Source organism: Exiguobacterium oxidotolerans JCM 12280 (genome assembly GCF_000702625.1).
Classification (GTDB): domain Bacteria; phylum Bacillota; class Bacilli; order Exiguobacteriales; family Exiguobacteriaceae; genus Exiguobacterium_A; species Exiguobacterium_A oxidotolerans.
Map to the genome: position 1 here is coordinate 2,278,240 of NZ_JNIS01000001.1, position 21,951 is coordinate 2,300,190.

The window sequence follows — 21,951 nt, forward strand, 5'->3', positions numbered from 1 at the left end:
AAAAAAGGCTATTCCGGAAAAAACGGAATAGCCTTTTTGTATAAAGAATGAACAGCTTACAATTGTGCGAACGCACGATTGACGGCAGCGATCGTCTCATCGATGTCTGCGTCCGTGTGAGCTGTCGTCAAGAACCACGCTTCATATTTTGAAGGGGCAAGATTGATACCTTGCTCGAGCATCAATTTGAAGAAACGACCAAACATCTCGCTATTTGCACGTTCTGCACCGAGGTAGTCAGTGACGGTCTCATCTGTGAAGTAGACAGTCAAAGCTCCTTTTAGACGATTGATTGTAATCGTGACAGCGTGCTTGTCTGCTGCCTCCAGAATACCTTGTTCGAGCTTCGTGCCGAGACGTTCGAATTCTTCGTAGACACCAGGCTGTTCAAGTAACTCTAGGCAAGCAATCCCTGCTGCCATCGATGCCGGATTTCCAGCCATCGTTCCAGCTTGATAAGCGGGACCGAGCGGAGCAACGTGTTCCATGATGTCTTTACGACCACCGTATGCACCGATTGGAAGACCACCACCAATGATTTTGCCAAGTGCCGTCATATCAGGACGGATATTCAACAGTTCTTGAGCACTGCCGTATGTGAAGCGGAACGCCGTGATGACTTCATCGTAGATGACGAGTGCACCGTGTTCATGAGTAATCTCGTTGACGGCTTCGAGGAATCCAGGATGCGGTTCGACAATCCCGAAGTTCCCAACAATCGGTTCGACGAGGACACAGGCAACTTGATCGCCCCATTCAGCCATGATTTGACGATAGGCTTCAACATCGTTGAACGGTGTCGTCAAGACTTCTTTCGCTGTTGCTTTCGTTACACCGGCAGAGTCCGGTGAACCAAGTGTTGCTGGACCACTTCCTGCTGCAATCAACATTAAATCCGAATGCCCGTGGTAACAGCCGCTGAATTTCACGACGAGTTCACGACCCGTGTAGGCACGCGCGACACGTATCGTCGTCATGACCGCCTCGGTTCCTGAATTCGTAAAGCGAACTTTTTCTAAAGACGGGATCGCTTGTTGAAGCTTATGTGCGAAGTCGATTTCTAGGCGGTGAGGCGTACCATATAGGAGACCATTTTGCGCCGCATGCGTAATCGCTTCCGTAATATGTGGATGCCCGTGCCCGGTGATGATTGGACCGTAAGCGGCTAAGTAATCGATATAACGATTGCCATCGACATCGTAAAAGTAAGCACCTTCTCCACGTTCCATATAAACGGGGGCGCCTCCTCCGACGGCCTTAAAAGAGCGGGATGGACTGTTGACACCTCCGACGATACATTTTTGGGCAACGTCGTATAACGCCTCGGATGTCGGGCGTGTAGAATGGGTTGACATAGATGATTCCTCCAATCGTTGATTCGTGAAAAATATCACGATATGATTGTATCACGGACGTCAAATCAGAAGCAGAGCCGTTGACGGACGGGAATAATGTAGGTAGACTAATTATAAAGATTACAATCTAATAATCAATGAAAGATAGAAATGAGGGGATGGACGTGGCTAACGAAATGCTAGATGACGCAGTACGATCTTTACGGGACTCGGGCGTTCGCATGACACCACAACGTCACACAATCTTGGAATACTTGACGACAGGACATACGCATCCGACGGCAGATGATATCTATCGTGCGCTCGAACATCGTTTTCCAAATATGAGTGTGGCGACAGTTTATAATAATTTACGTGTTTTCCGTGAAAAAGGAATCGTTGAAGAGATGAACTATGGAGACGCTTCAAGCCGATTCGATTTCGTTACGACACGTCATTATCATATGATTTGTGAAGGGTGCGGTAAAATCGTCGACTTCAATTATCCGGTGCTCGATGATGTCGAGACGGTCGCTGCACATTTGACTGGATTTAAAGTAGATCGTCATCGTCTCGAAGTATACGGGACGTGTCCTGAATGCCAATCAAACGTACAATAAAAACGAGCTTCCTTTAACGGGGAGCTCGTTTATTGTGTTTATTGTATTTTTCATCGAATTCTTTTCCTTCAAGTTCTTGGTCCATCGTGAGTGGCTCATCGCAATGCATACATAAATCGACGCGACCGAGGACTTTTGTTTCTTTTCCACAGTTCGGACAAGTGACAACGGCTGCTTTCGTTGAAGTTAAACCAATCAAGAAATATAAGGCAGTACTCGCTAAGACCATGACAAAACCGAGTAGCATTAAAATAACCATGATGATTTCAAATTGTTTTAATAGAAGACCACCATACATAACGAGCATTCCACCAAAAACGAGGAACATCGCCAAGTTACGCGCGCGGTTTATTTTATTCTTGCGTTGTTTTTTCAATTGAATTCCCCCTAACGACAGTCTAGCATATTGTAGCTTATGTCCTGAAGAAGGAAACAATGAATTTTTGTCGAAAATGGTAACGGATGAGTATGAGTGAAGAAGGGTGAGAATTGAATGGAACAAGTCACAAGAACAATTTATTCCGAATATGCTGCCTATCAAGAAACGCAAGGAATCATCGCTGTTGAAAAACAGCAACCGAAGGATTCATTGACGGATCAATTTGATATACTGTTACTAGTTGTTACGCGGGACTCCTCTATTGAATGGACAATCAAACACTATCGCTTAGATACACTCAAGGTGTCACTTCATGTCGTCCATGAAGATGTACTGTCACGATGGATTGTACTGAACGCGAATCGGCGAGCTGTCCATTGGATATCCGAAGGGACAATTATTTTTGAACGCAATGATTATTTAACTGATATGAAAAAAAGGCTGTTGAACTTCCCGGAAGCAGAACGTTGCCTGCAAATGTCACTGTCTTTTGCGAAACTACTACGTCGTTTTCAAGACGGGCGTAATCTCTTTAGTCGCGGTAACTACTATGATGCTTACACGCACGTGCATCATGCTTTACATCATTTAGCACGGCTTTCCGTTCTTGAAAAAGGAGCACATCCTGAAATTGTCGTCTGGGAACAAGCTCGCATGGATGATCCGGAAGTGTACAAGTTATACCAGCAATTACTGTTAAGCGAAGAAACACTTGAATTGCGAATCCATTTAGCTTTGATTGGTCTGGAACATCTACTTCAATCGAAAGTATTATCCGGTGGAAAGTATTTGTTTGAAGTGATGCGTGAAAGAACAATCCCGTGGACGATGTATGAACTCATGGAAAATGAACGATTGCAGGAACTGAAGGTTGATTTAGGTAGTTTAGTCGATTTCTTTATGCGTAAAGGGTTAATTCGCATCTCTTATCGTCAAACAAAAGGTACGGGCGTGGAACTCGTAACATATGAACCAGTCGTTTAAACGATTGGTTCATATGTTTTTTATCGCGAATCGAAAATACTATATATAGAAGGAAAAAATAATTAAAAGTTTTTTATCAAAATCTGTTGACGTTACTATTTTGATATAGTATATTAATACATGTCGACAGGCTGATATGCTCTGAAAGACAAAAACAAATTAAAAAAATAAGAAAAAGGATTGACGGTTAAGTTATTCCATGATATCTTATTAAAGTCGCTAACACGACACGACGAACTTTGAAAACTGAACGATGAGGCAAAAAACGTATCTTCGGATACAAACAATGAATGAAGCGCAAGCTTCGTCAACGTGACTTTTAGTCACAACAACGAGCAAGTCAAACACTTTATGGAGAGTTTGATCCTGGCTCAGGACGAACGCTGGCGGCGTGCCTAATACATGCAAGTCGAGCGCAGGAAGCTCGCGGAACTCTTCGGAGGGAAGCGAGTGGAATGAGCGGCGGACGGGTGAGTAACACGTAAGGAACCTGCCTCAAGGATTGGGATAACTCCGAGAAATCGGAGCTAATACCGAATAGTTCTTCGGACCGCATGGTCCGATGATGAAAGGCGCTCCGGCGTCACCTTGAGATGGCCTTGCGGTGCATTAGCTAGTTGGTGGGGTAATGGCCTACCAAGGCGACGATGCATAGCCGACCTGAGAGGGTGATCGGCCACACTGGGACTGAGACACGGCCCAGACTCCTACGGGAGGCAGCAGTAGGGAATCTTCCACAATGGACGAAAGTCTGATGGAGCAACGCCGCGTGAGTGATGAAGGTTTTCGGATCGTAAAACTCTGTTGTAAGGGAAGAACAGATACGAGAGGTAATGCTCGTATCCTGACGGTACCTTGCGAGAAAGCCACGGCTAACTACGTGCCAGCAGCCGCGGTAATACGTAGGTGGCAAGCGTTGTCCGGAATTATTGGGCGTAAAGCGCGCGCAGGCGGCCTTTTAAGTCTGATGTGAAAGCCCCCGGCTCAACCGGGGAGGGTCATTGGAAACTGGAAGGCTTGAGTACAGAAGAGAAGAGTGGAATTCCATGTGTAGCGGTGAAATGCGTAGAGATGTGGAGGAACACCAGTGGCGAAGGCGACTCTTTGGTCTGTAACTGACGCTGAGGCGCGAAAGCGTGGGGAGCAAACAGGATTAGATACCCTGGTAGTCCACGCCGTAAACGATGAGTGCTAGGTGTTGGGGGGTTTCCGCCCCTCAGTGCTGAAGCTAACGCATTAAGCACTCCGCCTGGGGAGTACGGCCGCAAGGCTGAAACTCAAAGGAATTGACGGGGACCCGCACAAGCGGTGGAGCATGTGGTTTAATTCGAAGCAACGCGAAGAACCTTACCAACTCTTGACATCCCCTTGACCGCTTGAGAGATCAAGTTTTCCCTTCGGGGACAAGGGTGACAGGTGGTGCATGGTTGTCGTCAGCTCGTGTCGTGAGATGTTGGGTTAAGTCCCGCAACGAGCGCAACCCCTATCCTTAGTTGCCAGCATTTAGTTGGGCACTCTAGGGAGACTGCCGGTGACAAACCGGAGGAAGGTGGGGATGACGTCAAATCATCATGCCCCTTATGAGTTGGGCTACACACGTGCTACAATGGACGGTACAAAGGGCAGCGAGACCGCGAGGTGGAGCCAATCCCAGAAAGCCGTTCCCAGTTCGGATTGCAGGCTGCAACTCGCCTGCATGAAGTCGGAATCGCTAGTAATCGCAGGTCAGCATACTGCGGTGAATACGTTCCCGGGTCTTGTACACACCGCCCGTCACACCACGAGAGTTTGCAACACCCGAAGCCGGTGAGGTAACCGCAAGGAGCCAGCCGTCGAAGGTGGGGTAGATGATTGGGGTGAAGTCGTAACAAGGTAGCCGTATCGGAAGGTGCGGCTGGATCACCTCCTTTCTAAGGAAAACGTCCCGTAAGGGACATGCCCATCGTTCAGTTTTGAGAGCTCGTCTCTCTAGTCTCGTAAGAGACACTCGCACCTTGAAAACTGAAGACATCAACAAGACATCAAATTTTTATAACCATGTCATTAGACGTGTGTTCTTAGAATACCAAAATGCTAGATCAAGGTATGAAGGGCGTACGGTGGATGCCTTGGCACTAGGAGCCGATGAAGGACGCGACGAACAGCGATATGCTTCGGGGAGCAGTAAGTATGCTTTGATCCGAGGATTTCCGAATGGGGGAACCCACCATCCGTAATGGGATGGGACATGTTACGTGAATACATAGCGTAGCGTGAGGCAGACCCGGGGAACTGAAACATCTAAGTACCCGGAGGAAGAGAAAGCAAATGCGATTCCCTGAGTAGCGGCGAGCGAAACGGGAACAGCCCAAACCGGAGAGCATGCTCTCCGGGGTTGTAGGACACTCTATACGGAGTCAAAAAGGAAGACAGTAGGTGAATGACCTGGAAAGGTCGGCCGAAGAAGGTGACAGCCCTGTAGCTGAAACTGTTTTCCCTCCAGAGTGGATCCTGAGTACGGCGGGACACGTGAAACCCCGTCGGAATCCGGGAGGACCATCTCCCAAGGCTAAATACTCCCTAGTGACCGATAGTGAACCAGTACCGTGAGGGAAAGGTGAAAAGCACCCCGGAAGGGGAGTGAAATAGATCCTGAAACCGTATGCCTACAAGTAGTCAGAGCCCGTTAATGGGTGATGGCGTGCCTTTTGTAGAATGAACCGGCGAGTTACGATAGCGCGCGAGGTTAAGCTGATGAGGCGGAGCCGTAGCGAAAGCGAGTCTGAATAGGGCGCCATAGTGCGTTGTCGTAGACCCGAAACCAGGTGATCTACCCATGTCCAGGATGAAGGTCAGGTAACACTGACTGGAGGTCCGAACCCACGCACGTTGAAAAGTGCGGGGATGAGGTGTGGGTAGCGGTGAAATGCCAATCGAACCTGGAGATAGCTGGTTCTCCCCGAAATAGCTTTAGGGCTAGCCTCGAGGTTGAGAGTTCCGGAGGTAGAGCACTGATTGGACTAGGGGCCCCCACAGGGTTACCGAATTCAGTTAAACTCCGAATGCCGGCAACTTATACTCGGGAGTCAGACTGCGAGTGATAAGATCCGTAGTCAAGAGGGAAACAGCCCAGACCGCCAGCTAAGGTCCCAAAGTGTATGTTAAGTGGAAAAGGATGTGGCGCTGCCTAGACAGCTAGGATGTTGGCTTAGAAGCAGCCACCATTCAAAGAGTGCGTAATAGCTCACTAGTCGAGTGGCGCCGCGCCGAAAATGTAACGGGGCTAAACATACCACCGAAGCTGCGGATTCCGTAAGGAATGGTAGGGGAGCGTTCCAAACCGCTGTGAAGCTGTACCGTAAGGAGCAGTGGAGCGTTTGGAAGTGAGAATGCCGGTGTGAGTAGCGAAAAGAGGGGTGAGAATCCCCTCCGTCGAAAGCCCAAGGTTTCCTGAGGAAGGCTCGTCCGCTCAGGGTTAGTCTGGACCTAAGCCGAGGCCGAAAGGCGTAGGCGATGGATAACAGGTTGATATTCCTGTACCACCGATCCACCGTTTGAACAATGGGGGGACGCAGGAGGATAGTGACGCATGCGGATGGAAGTGCATGTGTAAGTTTCGAGATCGTCTGATTGGCAAATCCGTCAGGCATCAAGATCGAGGAACGATGCGGAGTCCCCTAGGGACGAAGGTCACGATTTCACACTGCCAAGAAAAGCCTCTAGTGAGGTGGAAGGTGCCAGTACCGTAAACCGACACAGGTAGGCGGGATGAGAATTCTAAGACGCGCGGGATAACTCTCGTTAAGGAACTCGGCAAAATGGTCCCGTAACTTCGGGAGAAGGGACGCTCTACATGAGTAGAGCCGCAGTGAATAGGCCCAAACGACTGTTTAGCAAAAACACAGGTCTCTGCTAAATCGCAAGATGACGTATAGGGGCTGACGCCTGCCCGGTGCTGGAAGGTTAAGGGGATGGGTTAGCGCAAGCGAAGCTTTGAACCGAAGCCCCAGTAAACGGCGGCCGTAACTATAACGGTCCTAAGGTAGCGAAATTCCTTGTCGGGTAAGTTCCGACCCGCACGAAAGGCGTAACGATTTGGGCACTGTCTCAACGAGAGACCCGGTGAAATCATAGTACCTGTGAAGATGCAGGTTACCCGCGACAGGACGGAAAGACCCCATGGAGCTTTACTACAGCCTGATATTGAGGCTTTGTGCATGATGTACAGGATAGGCGGGAGACGTCGAGACCGGAGCGCCAGCTTCGGAGGAGTCACCCTTGGGATACCGCCCTTCATGCATAGAGTCTCTAACTCGCAGCCGTAATCCGGCTGGAGGACCGTGTCAGGCGGGTAGTTTGACTGGGGCGGTCGCCTCCTAAACAGTAACGGAGGCGCCCAAAGGTTCCCTCAGAATGGTTGGAAATCATTCGTAGAGCGCAAAGGCAGAAGGGAGCTTGACTGCGAGACCTACAAGTCGAGCAGGGACGAAAGTCGGGCTTAGTGATCCGGTGGTTCCGCATGGAAGGGCCATCGCTCAACGGATAAAAGCTACCCTGGGGATAACAGGCTGATCTCCCCCAAGAGTCCACATCGACGGGGAGGTTTGGCACCTCGATGTCGGCTCATCGCATCCTGGGGCTGGAGTAGGTCCCAAGGGTTGGGCTGTTCGCCCATTAAAGCGGTACGCGAGCTGGGTTCAGAACGTCGTGAGACAGTTCGGTCCCTATCCGTCGTGGGCGCAGGAAATTTGAGGAGAGCTGTCCTTAGTACGAGAGGACCGGGATGGACGCACCGCTGGTGTACCAGTTGTTCCGCCAGGAGCATCGCTGGGTAGCTACGTGCGGACGGGATAAATGCTGAAAGCATCTAAGCATGAAGCCCCCTCCAAGATGAGATTTCCCTTTGAGTAATCAAGAAAGACCCCTCAGAGACGATGAGGTAGATAGGTCACGGGTGGAAGCATGGTGACATGCGGAGCTGAGTGATACTAATCGGTCGAGGCCTTGTTCTAGCAGATGATTGTTGATGACTTCAGTTTTGAGGGCGCGAGCCTTTCAAAAAAAGTGCTTGACGTTATGGAAACATAATGTTAAGATAATAGATGTCTGGTGGCGATAGCCAAGTGGTCACACCCGTTCCCATGCCGAACACGGAAGTTAAGCACTTGAACGCCGAAAGTAGTTGGGGGCTTCCCCCTGTGAGGATAGGACGCTGCCAGGCGATCGTTCCGCAATAGCTCAGTGGTAGAGCAACCGGCTGTTAACCGGTAGGTCGTAGGTTCAAATCCTACTTGCGGAGCCATTAATAACTTCTTCACCACGTTCACTGGAGAGCTGTCCGAGTGGCCGAAGGAGCACGATTGGAAATCGTGTAGGCGTCATAAGCGTCTCAAGGGTTCGAATCCCTTGCTCTCCGCCATAATTATATATAACGTTTCAATTTCACTACGATGGCCCGTTGGTCAAGCGGTTAAGACACCGCCCTTTCACGGCGGTAACACGGGTTCGATTCCCGTACGGGTCACCATTTTTTATCATCGCGGGGTGGAGCAGTCTGGTAGCTCGTTGGGCTCATAACCCAAAGGTCGTCGGTTCAAATCCGGCCCCCGCAATACATACGGTCCTGTGGTGTAGCGGTTAACATGCCTGCCTGTCACGCAGGAGATCGCGGGTTCGAATCCCGTCAGGACCGCCATTGTTAAGGCTTTGTAGCTCAGTCGGTAGAGCAGAGGACTGAAAATCCTCGTGTCGGCGGTTCGATTCCGTCCAAAGCCACCTTTTATAGAAGAATGAAGTTGATTTCCCATTTGTGGGGGGGTAGCGAAGTGGCTAAACGCGGCGGACTGTAAATCCGCTCCCTCGGGTTCGGCGGTTCGAATCCGCCCCCCCCCACCACCATAGGGGCATAGTTTAGCGGTAGAACTACGGTCTCCAAAACCGTCAGCGCGGGTTCGATTCCTGCTGCCCCTGTTTATTATGGCGATTGTGGCGAAGTGGTTAACGCACCGGATTGTGATTCCGGCATTCGTGGGTTCAATTCCCATCAGTCGCCCTCTTATTATTGGGCTGTAGCCAAGTGGTAAGGCACTGGATTTTGATTCCAGCACGCGAAGGTTCGATCCCTTCCAGCCCAGCTTTTTAAGCGGAAGTAGTTCAGTGGTAGAATACGACCTTGCCAAGGTCGGGGTCGCGGGTTCGAATCCCGTCTTCCGCTCCAACGAGTGGCGCCATAGCCAAGTGGTAAGGCAGAGGACTGCAACTCCTCTATCGTCAGTTCGATTCTGACTGGCGCCTCCAATTCTTTTCAATTCAATAGTTTTTGCAAGAGATTGTGCCGGTGTGGCGGAACTGGTAGACGCGCACGACTCAAAATCGTGTTCCTTTGGAGTGTCGGTTCGATTCCGACCACCGGTATCTTGCGGGTGTAGTTTAGTGGTAAAACCTCAGCCTTCCAAGCTGATGATGAGGGTTCGATTCCCTTCACCCGCTTTACCTTTTCACAATCTTAGTTTTAACCCATGCGGGTGTAGTTTAGTGGTAAAACCTCAGCCTTCCAAGCTGATGATGAGGGTTCGATTCCCTTCACCCGCTTATTTAAAAGAGCAACGTGTCGTTTTCATCTGACACATTGCTCTTTTTGTTTAGGATAGAATGATGAAAGGAGGGATTTGTCATGCGAGGAGAACAACTTAAAGAAACACTTCAAGCATATGCTTTAGAGATTGGGATCGATGTGTTTCGGGTGACGACGGCCGATCCATTTTTAACGATGAAACAACGATTGATTGATCAGCAGGATAAAAATTATGCATCTGGTTTTGAAGAACCCGATCTCGAAAAGCGGACAACTCCGAAACTGTTGCTAGATGATGCTGTATCAATCATCGCGATTGCAGTTGCTTATCCGAGTAAGTTAACGGATGCACCACGTGGGAAAGCAGGGGAACGGCGTGGAATTTTTGGTCGATCTTCTTGGGGGCTTGATTATCATCAGGCGCTGAATCAACGACTCCAGCTACTAGAGAAAAAAATCGAAGAGTTATCGCCTGGAGCAAAGACACGTTCGATGGTGGATACTGGTGAACTCGTCGATCGCGCCGTCGCAGAACGGGCAGGAATTGGTTTTAGCGGAAAGAATTGTTCGATCATTAGCGAAGAACATGGATCTTATCTTTATCTTGGTGAGTTGATTACAGATCTTTACTTACCTCCTGATCAAGCGGTTGAAGAACTCTGCGGAACGTGTAACAAGTGCATCGATGCCTGCCCGACGGATGCATTAGTCGAGCCGGGGGTAATTGATGCGAAACGTTGTATCTCCTTTATTACCCAAACGAAGACGCTGATTCCGGAAGATTTCCGTTACGCATTAGGTAATCGCTTATACGGCTGTGATACATGTCAGCAAGTTTGTCCTTACAATCGAAAAAAACATGCGACGCAACATGCTGAGTTGCAGCCGGACCCGGAACAAGTCAAACCACTCTTAATTCCAATCTTGTCGCTCAGTAATCGAGAATTCAAGGAAAAATTCGGTTCGCTTTCAGGAGCTTGGCGTGGAAAGAAGCCGATTCAACGAAATGCGATTTGTGCCCTCGTCCATTATCAAGACAAGTCAGCACTCGAGGCATTACGTGTGATGGCTGAAAGCGACCAGCGTGACGATATGCGTGCCCTTGCCTTATGGGCAATCGGACGAATTGCCGGTAAGGTTGAAAGTGGCTACATTGAAGCACGACTGGCAGTCGATTCAGCAGAGGATGTCCAAACGGAAGGCGAGCGCCTGTTGCTCGAATGGGGTGAATCCAATGCCGTATAAACAAATGTCCTTTTCGTTCGGTGAATTGCTGGTCGCCTGGGTGGAAGAGACGGTTGTCTATTTGGATTTTGGTCTGAATATTGATCGTGCGATGCACTATTTGAGTGAGAGTAGCCGCTATGAAGCACCACTCCCGGTTCATCTCAGACAGGCGCTTGAGGCGTATGAGAATCATCAAGCTGACGCGTTTGACCGGGTTCAATGTCGACTCGACGTTACGGATTTTCAGCGGCGTGTTCTTACGAATCTTCGAATGATTCCATTCGGAGAAACAGCGAGTTATGGAACATTAGCTAAAATGATGGGTTCCGAAAAAGCAGCGCGAGCCGTCGGTGGGGCATTGAATCGAAACCCGATCGCGCTGATTTATCCTTGTCATCGAATCATTGGAGCATCCGGAAAGTTGACGGGGTTTGCGAGTGGAATCGATCATAAACAAGCGCTACTTGCGCATGAGATAGGAGAGAGAAGATAATGGCAATTCATGTTGTAATGTATCAACCAGAGATTCCTCAAAATACAGGAAATATCTCAAGAACGTGTGCCGCGACACATTCCGTTCTTCATTTAATCCGTCCACTAGGTTTTTCAACGGATGATAAGCAGTTGAAACGAGCCGGACTCGATTATTGGGAGTTTGTTGATGTAAGATATCATGATTCACTTGAAGAATTATGGGAGAAGCACCCGGAAGGGAAGTTTTATTACATCACGAAGTATGGAGAACAGTATCCAAGTCAAATTGATTTGTCGAATGTCGAGGAAGACTACTTCTTTGTATTCGGTCGAGAAACAAAAGGCTTACCGCTTGAAGTCATCGACCAAAATGCCGATCGTTGTATTCGATTACCGCAGTCAAATTTAGTTCGTTCGCTAAACGTCTCAAATACGGCTGCAATTATCGTGTATGAAGCATTACGGCAGCAAGGGTACGCTGGACTACTTTAAACACAAAAAAGCGCTGACGCATCCTATTCGATGCATCAGCGCTTTTTTATTATTCGTTACCTTCAGGTTTTTTGTTGTAGCCTGCAGTGAAGATCGCTGTCAAGAAAGCGAGACTTACACCAATCATTAAAATAAATGCCATTTTTGCTTCCCCCTTCAGTCTCAATAACCGATATAATCTATTATAGTATACCTGTAAGAGAAATTGTGTGCTACATATGAATTTTCTATGAATGGAGATTAGAAATGCGGACGAATGTCTATCTGTTAAGTTATGCGCCGTTGATTAGCATCCTGTTGTTCAGTACGTCGCTTGCGATTGCGACATCGGAGTTAGCACTCTCCTGGCTAAAGGATGTCGGTGTATACAATGAATTGTTACAAATTTTGAGCGCACGTGACACTAAATTATTAGTTTGGCTTGGTTTTTTGATCGTCTATTTTATGATTTTCAGTACGCTCAAACTGATTTCAGACACAATCAATCAGTTAGGGTTTGCCTTTTTCATCAAGGAACAGATCGGGACGACACTGAGTATGCTTCGACCAGGTAGCATTTTATTACTCGTTGGTGGATGCATCAGCTTTGCTTTCATGACATCGTTTCCACTCGTCTGCCTCGTATTAGCAAGTTCCTTCCTGATTTATTTTTTCTTTTATACCTTTCAAATTAGCAAGATGACGACTGCGGCCGGAGCGATTGGCTTGATTGTCTTTTTGTTTCTTGCATGGGGCATCTTACTGGCTGGCTTAGCCTGGGTCGGATTGACTTTGTTCAATTCGTTAGGTGAAGCGATTTTATTCCCGAAGTGATCGTCAGCGTAGAATGTTAGCCCACGTCCTTACTTGAAGCGTTGAGTTGGCCTCGACGGGGAAAGGACGTGGTATGTCTGCGCCTAACCAAATCCCTCCTATGTGTTGATCTTTGATTCCAACGAACCACATATCTTTATTGTCATTCGTCGTCCCTGTTTTTCCACCGATGTAAGCGGGGCGTGCATCATAACCAAGACGCCCTGTTCCGTATGTCATGACATTCGTCAATCCTTTGCGTAACACCTGGTTTGTGCGACTCGACCAAATGCGATCATTTTGAACAGTATGCCGATACAGCGTCCCTTCGCCTTTTGATAAGGTGATGCTTCGAACCATGGACGCTGGACTATACAAGCCGTCATTAGCAAGCGTTGTGTAGGCACTCGTTAACTCATAAGGACTAACACCATATTTTAATCCACCTAACGCACTCGTGTAGGCATTGTCTTGCTTCGACCATTGGCTGAATTTAAACGGACGAATCGCTTTTAGTCCTTCAGCGAAGGAGACAGAAAACGCACGAAGGGCTGGCGTGTTATAGGAATAGGCAATGGCATCGGCAAGTGTGACTTCACCAAGAATCCGGTTCCCGCTATTTTCAGGACAATAGCCGTCAAAGCAAACAGGACGACCGTCAAGAGGACTACTTAACGTGGCTTTTGTTTTCTCGAGATATGGTCCATAGACGAGTAATGGTTTTAATGTGGATCCTGGTTGACGAAAGGATTGTGTTGCCCGATTGAATTGGCCAGGTAAGTCAGTTTTATGGCCGACAAGTGCTGTCACACCACGTGTTCGTCCATCAATTCCGACATAAGCACCTTCGATTTCCTTAGGTAGTCCCACGATGGATTGTTTGGCTCGTGTTTGCTCCGCTGAATCCAAATAAGTCACAATCGTCGCGCCATGTTGATGCAGATATTGTTGTGCGGCCTCGTAATCTAATTTTTTGATGGTGGCCGTTTGACGGATTGCTTCTTTGACACTTGCATCAATATAGTCAGGGAATGGGATGACCGGCTTATTGAAGGATAATGCCATCTCTTTTGTTTTGATCGTTTTTGATATCGTGTCTGTATTCGCTAAAATCTTTAAAATCCGCTGTTGACGTTTTTCTGTATTTTGAGGTGAACGTAACGGATCGTATAGAGTGGGGTTGTTCGGAATCGCTGCTAGATAACTCACTTCTGCCCACGTCAAATCGTTCGCCTTTTTTCCGAGGTACGCGGATGATGCCAGTTCGATTCCATAAATATTATTTGCGAAATAGGCTTGATTGACATATGCCGTTAAGAGTTCTTTTTTGGAGTATTTTTGCTCCAATGAAATGGCGATTAAAATTTCTTTTATTTTTCTAGTATATGTTTTTTCGTTTGAAAGATACGTCATTCGAGCCAATTGTTGTGTAATCGTACTGCCACCTTGCCCTTTTTGGTCAGTCGATTGATTTTCAGTGAATGCGCGAAGAATTCCTGTAATATCATAACCACCATGCTGATAGAAACGTTGATCTTCGATAGCGATGAAGGTTTGCTCGACTTTTTTAGGTAACGCATTTGCTGTTAAATCATCGCGGCGAAGTCCATCGTACAACTTCACCTTTTCTTTGCCGTATGTGACAGTAATCGGTCTGTATGACGTCAATGGTTGACGGGTCGTCTGTACATCTGCCCAATGAAAAAGTTTTCGGGACGTCTCGAGTTGGTCGCGAACGGAAAACAACGTCAAAAGTAAACCGATAGTAAGTCCAATTAATAAAAGGTAGCCAGTCGTAATTCTCATGAAAACTCCTCTCAAAAGACATTTCATTCTTATTATCGGTCTCTTTTAAGCAAAGGAATAGAAGTTTTTTCGGAATTTCGTATTTTAATAAACCTATTTTGCAGGAATGTTATATTAAAAAGAGAAAAGGTGGGTATATAAGAGTATCTGTATAAAACTACACCATGGTCTGACTGTAAAGAAAGAGCATAAATTGGAGGGGACGAAATGGCTAAAAAGAATGTTGTGGCAATGCTACTTGCTGGTGGAGAAGGAAAACGTCTAGGAGCACTTACGAAACACACTGCAAAACCAGCAGTCGCGTTCGGAGGGAAATATCGAATCATTGATTTCCCATTATCGAACTGTACGAACTCGGGAATCGATACGGTCGGTGTCTTAACGCAATATGAACCACTAGAATTGAACCGTTATCTTGGAATCGGGAGTGCCTGGGACTTAGACCGTCGAAACGGGGGATTAACGATCTTGCCTCCATATCAAGCCCAAAACGGAAAGAACTGGTATGAAGGAACGGCCAACGCGATTTATCGGAACATGAGTTACATCAATCAATACGATCCAAACTATGTCCTCGTCCTATCTGGAGACCATATCTATAAGATGGATTATGAGAAGATGATTGAAGAGCATCGTCAAGGTGGGGCAGATGTAACGATTTCAGTCCGTGAAGTGCCGTGGGAAGAAGCACCCCGTTTTGGAATCTTAAACACAGATGATGATTTACGGATCAATGAGTTTGAAGAAAAACCTGAAAATCCAAAATCGAACTTAGCCTCAATGGGCATATATGTCTTCAACTGGGATATTTTAAAACGTCACCTCATTCAAGACGCCGGGGATGCCGAGTCAAGCTTTGACTTCGGGAAAAACATTATTCCGAATATGTTGTTTGAGAACTTAAATATTCGCGCGTACAAATTTAAAGGATATTGGAAAGATGTTGGGACAATCCAGTCATTATGGGAAGCGAATATGGATTTACTTGAAGCGGACCCAGAGTTCGACTTGTATGAACCATCGTGGAAAGTACATTCCGTTAACCCGAATCAACAACCACAGTACATCGGAAACAATGCGACGATTGAAACGTCAATCATCAATGAAGGCTGTCACATTGAAGGTGAAATCAACCATTCCGTTCTCTTCTACGGCGTTGATGTCGCGGAAGGTGCACTCGTGAAAGACTCGGTCATTTTCCCGAACGTCAAAATCGGAAAAGATGTCACGATTCATCGTGCGATTTTAGCGGACGGCGTCGTCGTCGAAGATGGCGCAACAATCGGTACACCGGGTGGCGAAGTGTTCGTCATCGAGGCAAATAGTGTCATCAAGAAAAATGAAGTCGTAAAAGAAGCGATTCAATAAGGGGGAACTACCGATGAAAGCAGATCTATTGGGTGTCATTAATTTAAGTGGAGAAGAAGGATTCTTTAAAGAACTGACGGAGCATCGAAATTTAGCCGCGGTTCCGTTCGCCGGACGGTATCGGTTGATTGATTTCACGTTGACGAACATGGTACAAAATGAAATCGCCAACATTGGCGTCTTTACGCTTGAAAAGTACCGAGCGATGATGGACCACCTTGGGTCGGGAAAAGAGTGGGATCTTGACCGTTCGAACGGGGGACTCTATATCTTCCCACCGGCATTATCACAAGATGCTCATGAATTCCGGGGCGATTTATCAAACTTCCATTTACACCGCGACTTCTTCTTGCGTAGTAAAGAAAACTACCTCGTGATTTCGGGTTCGAATGTGTTATCGGCGGTAGATTATCGCGATGTTTTGCGTGAACATAAAGAATCGAATGCTGACATCACAGTCGTCTATACGAAGCGTGACTTGCCATGTAAATATTGCCGTCCGATTCGTTTTGGTGATCAAAATCGAGTGACGGCAATCGGTTCGCGCGGTTTTGAACCGTCTGATGAAACATTCTATATGGAAACAGTCGTCCTATCGAAAAACTTGTTCGTCCGTCTCGTTGACGAAGCAGTTGGACGTGGCGAGTATGATTTGCTTCAAAGCATCATTCGCTCGCAGTTGAACCGTCTGCATGTTCATGGGTACGAGTATCAGGGCACATCACAAGTCATTCATTCGCTCCGCTCGTATTACCGTGAGAGCATGCTGTTACTTGAACAGTGGGGAGCAATCAATGATTTCCAACATGTCTACACGAAGATTAAGCATGAACCACCGACACGTTATCTCCCAGGCTCGACGATCAAGAACTCGCTCGTCGCGAATGGATGTAAATTAGAAGGAACAGCGAAAGACAGCATCTTATTCCGGGGTGTGAAAGTCGGAAAACATGCTCGTGTTAAAAATTCGATTATCATGCAAAAATCGGTCATCGAAGAAGGGGCAGTCGTCGAATACGCGATTCTCGATAAAGAAGTCACTGTCAAACGCGGACAAGTGATTCGTGGAACGGCGGAAGAACCAATCGTCATCAAAAAACAAACAATCGTTTAAAGGGGATGTCATCATGAAGGTATGGTTTGCTGCCACAGAAGCGACACCCTTCATCAAGACGGGGGGGCTAGCTGACGTCGTCGGCTCGCTCCCTTTAGCGCTTGCTGAAGAGGGTGCGGAAGTATCCGTTGTCTTACCGAACTATGGTCAAATTAAAGAACAGTTCAAGTCGGAAATGGAATTTTTATTCGATTTCATCGTACCCGTCGGCTGGCGTCAACAATTTGGTGCCGTCCTACGTCTGAAACAGGATGGTGTCACATTTTATTTCATCGATAATGAATATTACTTTAATCGAGATGGGATTATTTATGGTCATTACGACGATGCGGAGCGTTTCGCATACTTTTCCCGGGCAGTCCTCGAGATGATTCAACACCTTGATCGTGCGGAAGTACCAGATGTCATTCATTGTCATGATTGGCAGACCGGTGTCATTCCAGCTTTCTTACGAATTCATTACCAACACCTTGAGCGTTATCAAGACATCAAGACGGTCTTTACGATTCATAATTTGCAGTACCAAGGTGTATTCCCAGAAGAAGTTCTTGGCGATTTACTTGGCCTCAGCCATGAACACTTTACGATGGATGGACTTGCGCATAATGGTCTCGTCAATTATATGAAAGCGGGACTTGTTCATGCCAATCAAATTACGACGGTCAGCCCATCGTATCGGGATGAAATCATGGACCCCTACTATGGCGAGAGTCTAGAATCCATCTTGCAACACCGGGCAGTCGATGTTCGTGGGATTTTAAACGGAATTGACTACCGTCAATTCAATCCGGAAACAGACGAGCATCTTGTCGAGAATTATGATGTTGAGACGGCTGAAGAAGGAAAAGCAGTAAATAAAGAAGCATTACAAAAAGAATTGGGTCTACCGGTCAATCCGGATGTTCCACTTTTCGGATTCGTGTCGCGTCTTGTCGACCAAAAAGGAATTGATTTACTTGCGCACATTTTACCTGATTTATTCGAACTCGACGCGCAGTTTATCATTCTCGGGTCAGGTGAGGCGGAATACGAGGGCTTGTTCCACCATGCGACAACAATTCGTCCGGATAAAGTGGCTTCATACATCGGCTTTGACGTCGGACTCGCCCAACGTATTTATGCAGGGAGCGACGCGTTCTTGATGCCGTCACGCTTTGAACCGTGTGGACTCAGTCAATTGATTTCGATGAAGTATGGTTCTTTACCTGTCGTCCGTGAAACAGGTGGTTTGCGAGACACAGTGACACCATTCAATCAATTTACATTAGAGGGAAATGGCTTCTCGTTCTCGAATTATAATGCACATGACTTCCTTGACGCGATCAAGCGAACGATTGATGTCTATCAAGATAAACCAGTCTTTAAGCATCTGATTGAGACAGCAATGGAAGAAGATTTTAGCTGGATTCGCTCAGCCGATGAATATTTAGCACTCTATCATCTCATCGCACCATCTGTTGACTGATTGGGATTAAGAGAAATGAGGTTTTGGCATGTTTAAAGATAAAGAGAAGTTCAAGAAGAGGTTTAATGAGCGATTTGTGTCGATGCACGGAAAAGCACTGAGTGAAGCAACAGAGAATGATGTGTATCAAACACTCGCCTACATGGTCCGGGAATATGTCACGTCAGACTGGATGCACACGAAAGAAACCTATATCCATAAAAAGAGTAAGCAAGTCTACTATTTCTCGCTCGAATTTTTACTCGGACGTTTTCTGTACAACAACTTGCTGAGCTTAGACGTCCTCGAGGAAGTTCGCGAGGGATTAGAGGAACTTGGCTACGACTTAGCAGACTTGACGGAAGAAGAACCGGAGCCAGGACTTGGTAACGGAGGGCTCGGACGATTAGCAGCATGTTTCTTAGACTCGTTGGCAGCTCTCGGTCTACCTGGACACGGGAACGGAATTCGATACCAGTATGGTTTATTTAAACAAAAAATCATCGACGGCTATCAAGTCGAACTCCCGGATAACTGGCTCAAAAACGGAAACATGTGGGAGATACGTCGTCCCGATAAGGCAGTCGATATTCCGTTCGGTGGACACGTCTGGCTCGAGGAAGTAGACGGCGGGTACCGTGTCCATCATGAACCAGCTGAAATTGTCCGGGCCGTCCCGTATGATATGCCAATCGTCGGCTATCAAAATGGTGTCGTCAATAACTTGCGTCTTTGGAGCGCAGAATCTCCATATGATGATGATGAACTGTTGCACCAGCACAGCGGGAACTATAAAGATTTACTTGCACATAAACAATCGATTCAAACGATTTCAGAGTTTCTTTATCCGGACGATACGACGTACGAAGGGAAAGTCCTACGTTTGAAGCAACAATATTTCTTTGTTGCCGCCGGCTTACGGAGTATTCTCTTGTCTCACAAAAAACGAAATGCATCATTTAAACAGCTCGGAAATCAAATCGCGATTCATATCAACGACACACACCCAGTCGTCGCGATTCCAGAACTGATGCGGATTCTAATTGATGAGGAAGGCTATGAGTGGGAAGAAGCGTGGCGCATCACGAAGAGTGTCATGTCGTTTACGAACCATACATTGCTCGCCGAAGCGCTCGAGCGCTGGCCGGTCGACTTATTTAGAAATTTATTACCGCGGATTTATCAAATCGTCGAGGAAATCAATCGTCGCTTCTGTCAGGACGTCCTTGATAACTATCCACACCTTGCTTCACACATGCAAGAGATCGCCATCATCGCCGATGGACGGATCAACATGGCGAACTTAGCAGTTGTCGGGACACATTCGACGAACGGCGTCGCACAGATTCATACTGAAATCTTGAAACAACGGGAGATGCGTCTGTTTTACGAGATGTTCCCACTTCGTTTCAACAATAAAACGAACGGGATTACGCATCGTCGCTGGTTCTTGTTATCGAACCCGCAACTCGCGAACCGTGTGACGGAAGCGATTGGAGATAGCTGGATCAATCATCCGTCAGACTTGCAAAAGTTGACGAAATGGTCGGAAGATCGTCAACTCCAACAGGATATCAAACAAATTAAGCTTGAAAATAAACAGGAACTTGCTCGATTGATTGAAGCGGAGACAGGCATTACTGTCGATCCATATTCGATTTTTGATGTGCAAGTCAAGCGTCTCCATGCCTATAAACGCCAGTTACTTAATGCTTTGCATATCCATTCGTTGTATTACCGTCTAAAAGAAGATAAATCCTTCAAGATGACACCACGGACCTTTATTTTCGGAGCAAAAGCAGCGCCGGGGTATCATTATGCGAAAGAAGTCATTCGTTACATCAATGCACTCGCAAAATTGATTAATTCTGATCCGGAAGTCAGCCCTTACATGAAAGTCGTGTTCTTAGAAAACTATCGTGTTTCGCTTGCTGAAAAAATCTTCCCGGCGAGTGATGTCAGTGAGCAGATCTCGACGGCGAGTTATGAAGCGTCTGGTACAGGAAACATGAAGTTCATGATGAACGGGGCCTTGACAATCGGGACACTTGACGGAGCGAACATTGAGATTCGGGACGAGGTCGAGGATGCAAATATCTTTATTTTCGGACTCACACCGCAAGAGGTCATGAACTATAAAAAGTACGGTGGCTATAATGCATACGACCAATACAGTTCACAACCGGAGTTACGGAGAATCGTCGATAGCTTAGTTGATGGTTCATTATTCCCGCTTGGGGAGTTTCAAGCGATTTATGACTCGCTCATCACGTATAACGATGAGTACTTGATTTTAAAAGACTTCCAGTCGTATCAGCAGGCACAAGAGCGAATCGATCGGACGTATCAAAACCCTGAGAAGTGGTACCAAATGGTCATTATGAACATTGGAAAATCAGGTGTCTTCTCGAGTGACCGGACGATTAAAGAATATGCGAACGCGATTTGGAACATCAAGCCGGTTCAAGTTTGATCATAAGAAAAAGCCTGATCTAATCAGGCTTTTAAAAAATTATGAAATATCGTTCGTTTGACTAATCCAGTCGCTATAAGAACCCGCGTATAGCCGAACGTCATTCTTACCGAGCGAGTGCAGCGCGAGTATGTTGACGCAAGCCGTCACACCACTACCGCAATAGAGGATTGGAGATGCTTCTTCAAGTAATGGAGCATAGAGTTCCTTTAAATCTTCTGCATCCTTCAGTCTTCCGTCAGGTGAAATCGCTTCTTCGAAGAAGCAATTGACAGCACCGGGAATATGACCGGCGACGGCATCAATCGTTTCGTTCTGACCCTTGAATCTGTCAGGGGAACGGGAGTCGACGAGTAGCGTATCCGTCGAACGACTTTTGACCGCATCAAAATCGACGAGCATGTCATCTTGGAAATCAGCGTCATATGTAGAAGGCGCAAAAGTTTCCAGCTCCCGAGTCATCGGATAGTCAAACGCAAGATAGGATGAGAGACCGCCTTCGAGCACGACGACACGTTCATGTCCGGCCCATTTGAAGAGCCACCATGCACGTGCTGCATAAGGAAAACCATCATCATACAAGACGACGAAGTCATCATTTTTAATGCCGTGCGCTTCTAGCGTTTGAATCCATTTTTCTTTCGACGGTAAAGGATGACGCCCGCCGGTAGAGGATACAGGTCCTGATAAATCATTTGCTAAATCTAGATACAGTGCACCAGGCACATGCTGGTCCTCAAAAGCTAGACGACCATAATTCGGATCACGTAAATCGTAGCGGCAATCGAACCAACGGATTTGATCCGAGTGGACGAGTTGTTGTAAGTCCGCCATTTGAATGGTTGGAAACATTTGAATCACCTCGACCTTTCTAGATTAATCATATGAAAG

General features: G+C 47.0%; 14 protein-coding genes, 15 tRNA genes and 3 rRNA genes. 28 read left to right on the forward strand and 4 right to left on the reverse strand.

Annotated features, from left to right (window positions below; all coding sequences use genetic code 11):
* Nucleotides 1–56: 56 nt before the first annotated feature.
* Complete coding sequence (locus P403_RS0111510) at nucleotides 57–1,355, reverse strand: glutamate-1-semialdehyde 2,1-aminomutase (protein ID WP_029332783.1); 1,299 nt, start codon at nucleotides 1,353–1,355, stop codon at nucleotides 57–59.
* Between the two features lie 176 nt (nucleotides 1,356–1,531).
* On the opposite strand from P403_RS0111510, the gene perR reads away from it, so the two are divergent.
* Complete coding sequence (perR, locus tag P403_RS0111515; protein WP_420805699.1) at nucleotides 1,532–1,954, forward strand: peroxide-responsive transcriptional repressor PerR; 423 nt, start codon at nucleotides 1,532–1,534, stop codon at nucleotides 1,952–1,954.
* Nucleotides 1,955–1,967: 13 nt separating this feature from the next.
* Here the strand turns inward: perR and P403_RS0111520 are convergent, their stop codons facing one another.
* Entirely contained in the window at nucleotides 1,968–2,330 is a 363-nt protein-coding gene (locus tag P403_RS0111520) for a DUF2614 family zinc ribbon-containing protein (RefSeq protein ID WP_029332785.1), read from the reverse strand.
* Between the two features lie 117 nt (nucleotides 2,331–2,447).
* Between P403_RS0111520 and P403_RS0111525 the strand changes: the two genes are divergently transcribed.
* The 23 genes from P403_RS0111525 (at nucleotide 2,448) to P403_RS0111640 (ending at nucleotide 12,876) form a co-directional block, all read left to right on the forward strand.
* Nucleotides 2,448–3,317, forward strand: a complete 870-nt coding sequence (locus tag P403_RS0111525; RefSeq protein WP_029332786.1) for a nucleotidyltransferase-like protein — start codon at nucleotides 2,448–2,450, stop codon at nucleotides 3,315–3,317.
* A gap of 348 nt (nucleotides 3,318–3,665) precedes the next feature.
* Nucleotides 3,666–5,227 (forward strand): 16S ribosomal RNA (locus tag P403_RS0111530).
* A 166-nt stretch (nucleotides 5,228–5,393) separates the two neighbouring features.
* Nucleotides 5,394–8,308: ribosomal RNA gene (locus P403_RS0111535) — 23S ribosomal RNA — on the forward strand.
* Nucleotides 8,309–8,401: 93 nt separating this feature from the next.
* Nucleotides 8,402–8,517 (forward strand): 5S ribosomal RNA (rrf, locus tag P403_RS0111540).
* Together the 16S, 23S and 5S rRNA genes with 15 tRNA genes alongside form the textbook arrangement of a ribosomal RNA operon.
* Before the next feature lie 6 nt (nucleotides 8,518–8,523).
* Nucleotides 8,524–8,598 (forward strand) — tRNA-Asn (locus P403_RS0111545).
* A gap of 26 nt (nucleotides 8,599–8,624) precedes the next feature.
* Nucleotides 8,625–8,715, forward strand: a tRNA-Ser gene (locus P403_RS0111550).
* Nucleotides 8,716–8,748: 33 nt separating this feature from the next.
* A tRNA-Glu gene (locus P403_RS0111555) sits at nucleotides 8,749–8,823 on the forward strand.
* Between the two features lie 11 nt (nucleotides 8,824–8,834).
* Nucleotides 8,835–8,908 (forward strand) — tRNA-Met (locus P403_RS0111560).
* Between the two features lie 7 nt (nucleotides 8,909–8,915).
* A tRNA-Asp gene (locus tag P403_RS0111565) sits at nucleotides 8,916–8,991 on the forward strand.
* 7 nt (nucleotides 8,992–8,998) lie between these two features.
* Nucleotides 8,999–9,071 (forward strand) — tRNA-Phe (locus P403_RS0111570).
* Between the two features lie 36 nt (nucleotides 9,072–9,107).
* Nucleotides 9,108–9,191: transfer RNA gene (locus P403_RS0111575), tRNA-Tyr, on the forward strand.
* 4 nt (nucleotides 9,192–9,195) lie between these two features.
* Nucleotides 9,196–9,266 (forward strand) — tRNA-Trp (locus P403_RS0111580).
* A 9-nt stretch (nucleotides 9,267–9,275) separates the two neighbouring features.
* A tRNA-His gene (locus tag P403_RS0111585) sits at nucleotides 9,276–9,348 on the forward strand.
* Between the two features lie 10 nt (nucleotides 9,349–9,358).
* A tRNA-Gln gene (locus P403_RS0111590) sits at nucleotides 9,359–9,430 on the forward strand.
* A gap of 8 nt (nucleotides 9,431–9,438) precedes the next feature.
* Nucleotides 9,439–9,513 (forward strand) — tRNA-Gly (locus P403_RS0111595).
* 6 nt (nucleotides 9,514–9,519) lie between these two features.
* Nucleotides 9,520–9,593 (forward strand) — tRNA-Cys (locus P403_RS0111600).
* Between the two features lie 36 nt (nucleotides 9,594–9,629).
* Nucleotides 9,630–9,710, forward strand: a tRNA-Leu gene (locus tag P403_RS0111605).
* 4 nt (nucleotides 9,711–9,714) lie between these two features.
* Nucleotides 9,715–9,785, forward strand: a tRNA-Gly gene (locus P403_RS0111610).
* A 31-nt stretch (nucleotides 9,786–9,816) separates the two neighbouring features.
* Nucleotides 9,817–9,887, forward strand: a tRNA-Gly gene (locus P403_RS0111615).
* An 82-nt stretch (nucleotides 9,888–9,969) separates the two neighbouring features.
* On the forward strand, nucleotides 9,970–11,115 hold the full coding sequence (gene queG / locus P403_RS0111620) for a tRNA epoxyqueuosine(34) reductase QueG (RefSeq protein ID WP_029332787.1): 1,146 nt from the start codon (nucleotides 9,970–9,972) through the stop codon (nucleotides 11,113–11,115).
* Nucleotides 11,105–11,590: a methylated-DNA--[protein]-cysteine S-methyltransferase gene (locus P403_RS16945; protein WP_029332788.1), complete on the forward strand. Its 486-nt coding sequence runs from the start codon at nucleotides 11,105–11,107 to the stop codon at nucleotides 11,588–11,590. Before queG ends, P403_RS16945 begins: the two co-directional genes overlap by 11 nt.
* Nucleotides 11,590–12,063 carry a tRNA (uridine(34)/cytosine(34)/5-carboxymethylaminomethyluridine(34)-2'-O)-methyltransferase TrmL gene (trmL, locus tag P403_RS0111630; protein ID WP_029332789.1) on the forward strand — a complete coding sequence of 158 codons (474 nt, stop codon included), beginning with the start codon at nucleotides 11,590–11,592 and terminating at the stop codon, nucleotides 12,061–12,063. The genes P403_RS16945 and trmL overlap by 1 nt, the downstream gene beginning before the upstream one ends.
* A 246-nt stretch (nucleotides 12,064–12,309) precedes the next feature.
* The gene (locus P403_RS0111640) at nucleotides 12,310–12,876 is read left to right on the forward strand and encodes a DUF5366 family protein (protein ID WP_029332790.1); all 567 of its coding nucleotides are present in this window, start codon (nucleotides 12,310–12,312) and stop codon (nucleotides 12,874–12,876) included.
* A gap of 3 nt (nucleotides 12,877–12,879) precedes the next feature.
* On the opposite strand, the gene P403_RS0111645 is transcribed toward P403_RS0111640, so the two are convergent.
* A complete protein-coding gene (locus P403_RS0111645; protein WP_029332791.1) occupies nucleotides 12,880–14,661 on the reverse strand; it encodes a transglycosylase domain-containing protein in 1,782 nt (593 codons plus the stop codon).
* Nucleotides 14,662–14,868: 207 nt separating this feature from the next.
* On the opposite strand from P403_RS0111645, the gene P403_RS0111650 reads away from it, so the two are divergent.
* The 4 genes from P403_RS0111650 to P403_RS0111665 are packed head-to-tail and all read left to right on the forward strand — an operon-like array spanning nucleotide 14,869 to nucleotide 21,060.
* Nucleotides 14,869–16,029: a glucose-1-phosphate adenylyltransferase gene (locus P403_RS0111650; protein ID WP_029332792.1), complete on the forward strand. Its 1,161-nt coding sequence runs from the start codon at nucleotides 14,869–14,871 to the stop codon at nucleotides 16,027–16,029.
* 13 nt (nucleotides 16,030–16,042) lie between these two features.
* Entirely contained in the window at nucleotides 16,043–17,143 is a 1,101-nt protein-coding gene (glgD, locus tag P403_RS0111655; protein ID WP_029332793.1) for a glucose-1-phosphate adenylyltransferase subunit GlgD, read from the forward strand.
* Nucleotides 17,144–17,156: 13 nt separating this feature from the next.
* Nucleotides 17,157–18,608, forward strand: a complete 1,452-nt coding sequence (gene glgA, locus P403_RS0111660) for a glycogen synthase GlgA (RefSeq protein WP_029332794.1) — start codon at nucleotides 17,157–17,159, stop codon at nucleotides 18,606–18,608.
* Nucleotides 18,609–18,636: 28 nt separating this feature from the next.
* On the forward strand, nucleotides 18,637–21,060 hold the full coding sequence (locus tag P403_RS0111665) for a glycogen/starch/alpha-glucan phosphorylase (RefSeq protein ID WP_029332795.1): 2,424 nt from the start codon (nucleotides 18,637–18,639) through the stop codon (nucleotides 21,058–21,060).
* Nucleotides 21,061–21,099: 39 nt separating this feature from the next.
* Here the strand turns inward: P403_RS0111665 and P403_RS0111670 are convergent, their stop codons facing one another.
* Nucleotides 21,100–21,912, reverse strand: coding sequence for a sulfurtransferase (locus P403_RS0111670; protein WP_034801193.1), 813 nt, complete (start codon nucleotides 21,910–21,912; stop codon nucleotides 21,100–21,102).
* Nucleotides 21,913–21,951 lie beyond the last annotated feature (39 nt).